This window comes from Desulfitobacterium sp. (genome assembly GCF_982384815.1).
The window spans coordinates 1-5,973 of sequence record NZ_CEVWNY010000153.1; the positions used below are offsets into that span (position 1 = coordinate 1).

The 5,973-nt window shown below is 44.2% G+C and carries 8 protein-coding genes; 3 read left to right on the forward strand and 5 right to left on the reverse strand.

Translation table 11 applies throughout. The annotated features are described in order from the left end of the window. The 3 genes from AC1U9U_RS15185 to AC1U9U_RS15195 all read left to right on the forward strand — a co-directional run. The coding region (locus tag AC1U9U_RS15185; RefSeq protein WP_479961394.1) for an AAA family ATPase at positions 1 to 850 on the forward strand (850 nt) is incomplete at its 5' end. Between the two features lie 102 nt (positions 851 to 952). Then, complete coding sequence (locus AC1U9U_RS15190; protein ID WP_479961395.1) at positions 953 to 1,135, forward strand: hypothetical protein; 183 nt, start codon at positions 953 to 955, stop codon at positions 1,133 to 1,135. Beyond that, positions 1,132 to 1,380, forward strand: a complete 249-nt coding sequence (locus AC1U9U_RS15195; protein WP_479961396.1) for a putative signal transducing protein — start codon at positions 1,132 to 1,134, stop codon at positions 1,378 to 1,380. Before AC1U9U_RS15190 ends, AC1U9U_RS15195 begins: the two co-directional genes overlap by 4 nt. Before the next feature lie 153 nt (positions 1,381 to 1,533). Here AC1U9U_RS15195 and AC1U9U_RS15200 read toward each other — a convergent pair whose 3' ends face one another. From AC1U9U_RS15200 to ribD, 5 genes are all read right to left on the reverse strand, one after another. Continuing rightward, positions 1,534 to 2,151, reverse strand: a complete 618-nt coding sequence (locus tag AC1U9U_RS15200) for a sigma-70 family RNA polymerase sigma factor (protein ID WP_479961397.1) — start codon at positions 2,149 to 2,151, stop codon at positions 1,534 to 1,536. Between the two features lie 114 nt (positions 2,152 to 2,265). Further along, a complete protein-coding gene (ribH, locus tag AC1U9U_RS15205) occupies positions 2,266 to 2,727 on the reverse strand; it encodes a 6,7-dimethyl-8-ribityllumazine synthase (protein WP_479961398.1) in 462 nt (153 codons plus the stop codon). Between the two features lie 58 nt (positions 2,728 to 2,785). Next, complete coding sequence (locus tag AC1U9U_RS15210; RefSeq protein WP_479961399.1) at positions 2,786 to 3,994, reverse strand: bifunctional 3,4-dihydroxy-2-butanone-4-phosphate synthase/GTP cyclohydrolase II; 1,209 nt, start codon at positions 3,992 to 3,994, stop codon at positions 2,786 to 2,788. Between the two features lie 26 nt (positions 3,995 to 4,020). Beyond that, positions 4,021 to 4,668, reverse strand: a complete 648-nt coding sequence (gene ribE / locus AC1U9U_RS15215; protein WP_479961400.1) for a riboflavin synthase — start codon at positions 4,666 to 4,668, stop codon at positions 4,021 to 4,023. A 25-nt stretch (positions 4,669 to 4,693) separates the two neighbouring features. Then, complete coding sequence (gene ribD / locus AC1U9U_RS15220; RefSeq protein WP_479961401.1) at positions 4,694 to 5,794, reverse strand: bifunctional diaminohydroxyphosphoribosylaminopyrimidine deaminase/5-amino-6-(5-phosphoribosylamino)uracil reductase RibD; 1,101 nt, start codon at positions 5,792 to 5,794, stop codon at positions 4,694 to 4,696. Between the last annotated feature and the right edge of the window lie 179 nt (positions 5,795 to 5,973).

Below are 5,973 nucleotides of genomic sequence, written 5' to 3' on the forward strand. Positions count from 1 at the left end.
AGCCGTGGCTGATGCTGTCCGGCGTGCCAGGGCAGGGCTACAAGATCCCAATCGCCCCTTAGGATCTTTTCTGTTTCTCGGTCCCACCGGTGTTGGTAAAACAGAGTTGGCCAAGGCCTTGTCCGAGTTCCTCTTTGACGATGACCAAGGAATTGTTCGCATCGATATGTCCGAATATATGGAGAAGCATAGTGTTGCCCGACTTATCGGGGCCCCGCCGGGATATGTAGGTTATGAAGAGGGAGGGCAGCTTACAGAAGCAGTTAGACGCAAGCCTTATAGCGTGGTTCTCTTTGATGAAGTTGAAAAAGCCCACGGAGATGTCTTCAATGTATTGCTGCAATTGCTTGATGATGGACGCTTAACCGATGGGCAGGGGAGGATAGTAAACTTTAAAAACACAGTGATCATTCTGACCAGCAATATTGCCAGCCCCTTGATTCAAGAAATGACCGCCGCCGGAGTTCCTCAAGAGGAGCTGCGTGCCAAAGTTAGCGAAGAATTAAAGCTTTATTTTCGACCGGAATTCTTAAACAGACTTGATGAAATTATTGTCTTCCATCCCCTTAAACAAGAGCATATTCGCTCTATTGTCCAGATTCAGTTAAAACAACTTCGTCAGTTCCTAGCCTCGCGTAAAATCAATCTGGAACTATCCGAGGCCGCTTTAAACAAAATTGTTCAACAAGGTTATGATCCGGTCTATGGGGCGAGACCTTTAAAAAGATCTATTCAACAAAGCTTACAAAACCCTCTGGCCATGGGTATTCTGCAGGGGACAATTCAGGAAGGCGATCTGGTATTCGTAGATCTTACCCCCCAAGGGGAGTTTGATTTTGTTACCAAATAGATTTGCATCTATGCTCAGAAAATTATAAACTGGATATAATCCTGATCTACTAATAGGCCTTGGCAAACGTGAATGAATTATACTTCATAAAGGATGTGCGGCATGAAGAATAGCAAACTAGAAATGGCAATATTTGCAATTGCTATGGTCTTTATTTTTTTCTCTGGTAAATTGGCTCCCAACACCCGTCTGATTATTACCGGATTATTTATCGTTGTAATAATAATCAATCAAGTATTTAGCTCTAAAAAAAAGAAGTCTCAGAAAGAAGGTAGTCGAGAGTGAGTAAATGGGTTTTGCTTACAAATGTTACTACTGAAGTGGAAGCGGATATTATTAGGGGTTTACTTAAGGAAGCAAACATTCCTATTCAAAAGGCTTACCCCGGTGTCGGCAATCTTAAAGCAGCCTATGGCTTGATCAATGGGGTGGAGATATATGTACCAGCACACCTAATTGAGCAAGCTAAAACAGTAATAGACATCGAAAACAGTATTTGTCTTGATTCCTTATCGGATCAAGACAAATAACCAGCCTTCCTTAAGATTATTTATCAATTATGATATCATTCTCATTACTAGTATTATTATCAAAAATAATAATACTAGTAAGCCAATCTCAAAATAGCTTTCGTTCTTATATAAGACAAAAGTCCCCGGCTGCTAAAGCATGGGGACTTTTTGTTATCCAGCAATTTTTCGTTTACGAAAGGCGATTATCTTGCGGCGTATTCTTTGGATTGCGTTGTCTAAGGACTTGGAACTAACACCTAGATGTTGGGTTATCTCCCGTTGCTTCATCCCTACTAGGAAATGATAACGAAAGACTTTTAGTTCTAAGTCAGAAAATCCATCCATTAGTTCTTGGATGAAGCTACGGGCATCATCCAGAGCAATAATTTTTGTTTCCGGGTCATCATCAGTGGCGATAAAGCTTATAAAACTATCATCCTTATCCTCGGCGAGAGCATTATTCAAGGAATAGGCTTCGTTTAGATTCATATGCTTTTGTCTGTTATGGGCCCGTAAGCTATCAATTAATTTGCGTTTGATGACCATGCGAACAAAATGCAGAAAAGGGATATCCGAGTCAGGACTATAAGATACAATTGCTTTGTATATAGCAATGCGGCCTTCTTGAAGCAAGTCATCATAATCGGCACGATGCAAAAAGAACTTATAGGCAATTTTGCGAACTTCCGGCTCATAATATTGGATAAGCCAGTTAAAAGAATCTTGATTACCGGAGCGCGCTGCTTCAAGCTGTGCATCGAGGTCTAATATTGCATTATTCGAAGTCATAGCGCTCATCTCCTTGCCAACGTTTTGCACTCAGCTCTAAGTCTAAGAAACAATCACACTTTTGACAAGGAACACTTAATGGTGAAGTTTCCATTTATATCAAGCCGTTGAATTTTAAAACATTTTTAAAAGATTAACCGTTTCAATAGCAGTGACTGCAGCATCAAAGCCTTTATTACCGGCTTTAGTTCCGGCCCGTTCAATTGCTTGCTCGATTGTATCGGTGGTCAGAACACCAAAGATAACAGGAAGTTTTGTTTCCAAACCTACATGAGCAACTCCTTTGCTGACTTCGGCACTAACGAAGTCGAAATGAGGAGTAGCACCACGGATAACTGCTCCAAGGCAAATTACTGCATCATATTTCTTAGTTTCCGCCATTTTTTGAGCGACTAAGGGGATCTCAAAAGCACCGGGGACCCAAGCTATTTCAACATCGGCTTCTAAAGCTCCATGACGATACAGTGCATCCAAAGCTCCGCCTACCAGTTTGTTAGTGATAAATTCGTTAAAACGTGCAGCAACAATCCCAAACTTTAATCCTTCGGCTACCAATTTACCTTCATAAGTCATCATAAATTCTTCATCCTTTCTAACTTAAATAACGTTTTTAAATATTTTAGATTAATAAAAATTATTGAACTCTGGAGAGAAAATGCCCCATCTTATTTTTTTTGGTATGCATATAGTACTTATTTTCAGGTTTTACGGGCATTTCCATGGGGACGCGCTCTTGAATCTCTAAGCCATAACCTTCTAAACCGACAATTTTACGGGGGTTGTTGGTCATGAGGCGGACTTTACCTATTCCCAAATCTACTAAGATCTGCGCGCCTACTCCATAGTCTCTGAGATCGGCAGGGAACCCCAGGGCAAGATTAGCTTCTACAGTATCCTTGCCTTCTTCTTGAAGCTTATAAGCTTTGAATTTATTGAGCAAGCCAATTCCGCGACCTTCTTGGCGCATGTATAAGAGTACGCCTCGGCCTTCTTTTTCGATGAGCTCAATAGCTGCTGCCAGTTGGTCACCACAGTCACAGCGGCGAGAATGGAAAACATCTCCGGTCAGACATTCTGAATGAACCCGAACCAAAACCGGTTCCCCATTGTCCACATCGCCTTTGACCAAAGCCACATGTTCTTGACCGTCTAACAGGCTTCGATAACCCACTGCCTGGAAATCACCGAAATCAGTGGGGAGATGAATGCTGACTACTCTTTCCACTAACTTTTCTTTTTGCCGTCTAAAGTGAATTAATTCTTTGATGGTGATAATTTTCAAATCATGTTTTTTAACAAACTCCATCAAATCCGGAACTCGAGCCATGGTTCCGTCTTCTTTCATAATCTCGCAAATTACTCCGGCCGGTTGGAAACCGGCTAGCCGGGCAAGATCTACTGCACCTTCCGTATGACCGGCCCGCACCAGAACGCCACCCTCCCGTGCTTTGAGGGGGAAGATATGGCCTGGGCGACGCAGATCCTCAGGCCGACTGTTGGGGTCGATTAATATTTTAATTGTATCGGCTCTTTCAAAGGCTGATATCCCGGTAGTACAGTTACAGCCATCTACACTGACTGTAAAGGCCGTACCATGGGGGTCGGTATTGTGGGTAACCATGGGCTCAAGGTTTAAGGCCTGGATACGTTCCGCGGTCAGAGGCGCACAGACCAAGCCCCGGCCATAGGTAGCCATGAAGTTGATTGCTTCAGGGGTCGCCATTTCCGCTGCCATCAGCAGATCGCCTTCATTTTCTCTTTCCTCATCATCCACGACTACGATCATTTTTCCTTGACGGATATCTTCGATAGCTTCTTCGATAGTATTGAACTTAAATTCCATTCTAATCACTCCTGTCGTCTAAAATATTAACTTAAAAAACCATGCTCAGATAAGAATTTCATAGACAAATCCTTTTTGGGCGTATCGCTTTTTTCCAAAAAGCGGGCAACGTATTTGCCGATCAGATCGGTTTCCAGGTTAACCGCATCACCCACTCCCTTAAAGCCTAAGGTAGTTTCTTGACGAGTGTGGGGGATAAGGGATACTGTAAAACCATCAGGCAAAACGTCTACAACTGTAAGGGAAATACCATCAATGGCAATGGAACCTTTAGGTAAAATGTATTTTATCAGGGCCGAGGAGGCTTTTAATTCAAAGACACGGGCAATACCTACCGGGGTGATTTTTTGAATAGTACCAATGCCGTCAACATGGCCGCTGACAAGATGCCCACCCAGACGAGTGGAAAGTTGTAAAGCTCGCTCTAAGTTAACTCGTGTTCCCCGCGAGCAATCCTTAAGATTCGTCTTATTTAAGGTCTCTGCCATCACATCCACCGTAAACAGATTCCCCTGCATCCTGACAACAGTCAAGCAGACTCCGTTAACGGCAATACTGTCCCCGATCTGAGTTCCCTCCAATACTTTAGAGCCTTCCAAAGTAAGTTGAGCCGAATCCGGCAGAATTCTCAGATCATATACTTTACCCAATTCTTCAACAATACCCGTAAACAAATAATCACCTCTTTAGATCAACAGGTTAATTCGAGTGGTAGTTTACTTTAGCGCGGACTCGTAAGTCACCTGTGGTAAGATCAGTCTCTAAAAACTCTAAGGGAATTGCTTCGGACATCAAGGCTAGCTTGAGTCCGGAAAGGGGGGAGGGGCCATTGCCGCCAATTAGCTTGGGGGCATAAATAAACTCAATTTCATCGATCAGCCGGCCTTGAAGCAGGGCTCCCGCCAGACTGCCCCCACCCTCTAATAAAACCGAATTCCATCCGGCCTTAACCAAATCCCGGAATAAGCTTGCCAATGGTACATAGCGCTGAGTGTTATACTGCCAAACCTGTACATTAGCCAGGGACTTAAGGGCAGTGATCTTGTCCGGGGAGGCGGCATTTGTGGTGGCAATGATACAGGGAGCAGTACAAGAGGACCTTAGGATCGCCGAATCTATCGGTAGTTTAAGTTCGCCGTCCACCACTAGCCGGACCGGGTCCCGGCCGGCGCTAAGCCGACAGTTCAGACTGGGGTTGTCCTGAAGAACTGTTTCGCTGCCCACCATGATTACATCAAAGTAATTGCGCAATTGATGGACGTAATTGCGCGAGGTTTCATTAGTCACCCATTTAGAATCACCGGATTCTGCGGCAATTTTTCCATCAAGAGTTAAGGCCGATTTATAGAGAACAAAGGGAAGACCGGTTTGGATAGTTTTCAAAAAACCACGATTCAATTGTTTAGCTTCATGCTCTTTGAGGCCCACATCTACTTGTATTCCCGCCTGCCGCATCCGCTCAATTCCTTGCCCTCCCACTAAAGGATTGGGGTCAACCATGGCAACAACTACCCGCTTGATGCCGGCCTTAATCAAAGCATCCGCACAAGGTGGAGTTCTTCCATAATGAGAACAAGGCTCCAGGGTAACATAGGCTGTTGCTCCTTGGGTATTAGCTGCCGCCGCCTGCAGTGCGTGAACCTCCGCATGGGGAGTACCTGCTTTTTGATGGTAGCCTTCTCCTACGATCTCGTTATCCTTGACAATGACGCATCCCACCAAAGGGTTGGGACTTGTTCTCCCCGCAGCCAGTGCTGCTAATTGTAAGGCTCTGGACATGTACCGAAGATCTTGTTCCAAATAATCGCCACCGTTTCCTTATCTTGGACTTAGTTTGCCGGAAAAGGTAATAAAAAACCCCAGAGTAATTCCTCTGGGGCAGATAAAATCGCAGCAAACAAAAGTGCAACAATAGCACTTTAATTTCCTCTTCTCATCCAGACTTTACTGTCGGCTCTGGAATTACACCAGATCTGCCA

What these genes read in the sequence shown, in the direction of transcription:
- AC1U9U_RS15200 (WP_479961397.1), bottom strand. Translation starts at nt 2,151, where the DNA reads ATGACTTCGAATAATGCAATATTAGACCTCGATGCACAGCTTGAAGCA.
- AC1U9U_RS15210 (WP_479961399.1), bottom strand. Translation starts at nt 3,994, where the DNA reads ATGGAATTTAAGTTCAATACTATCGAAGAAGCTATCGAAGATATCCGT.
- ribH (WP_479961398.1), bottom strand. Translation starts at nt 2,727, where the DNA reads ATGATGACTTATGAAGGTAAATTGGTAGCCGAAGGATTAAAGTTTGGG.
- AC1U9U_RS15190 (WP_479961395.1), top strand. Translation starts at nt 953, where the DNA reads ATGAAGAATAGCAAACTAGAAATGGCAATATTTGCAATTGCTATGGTC.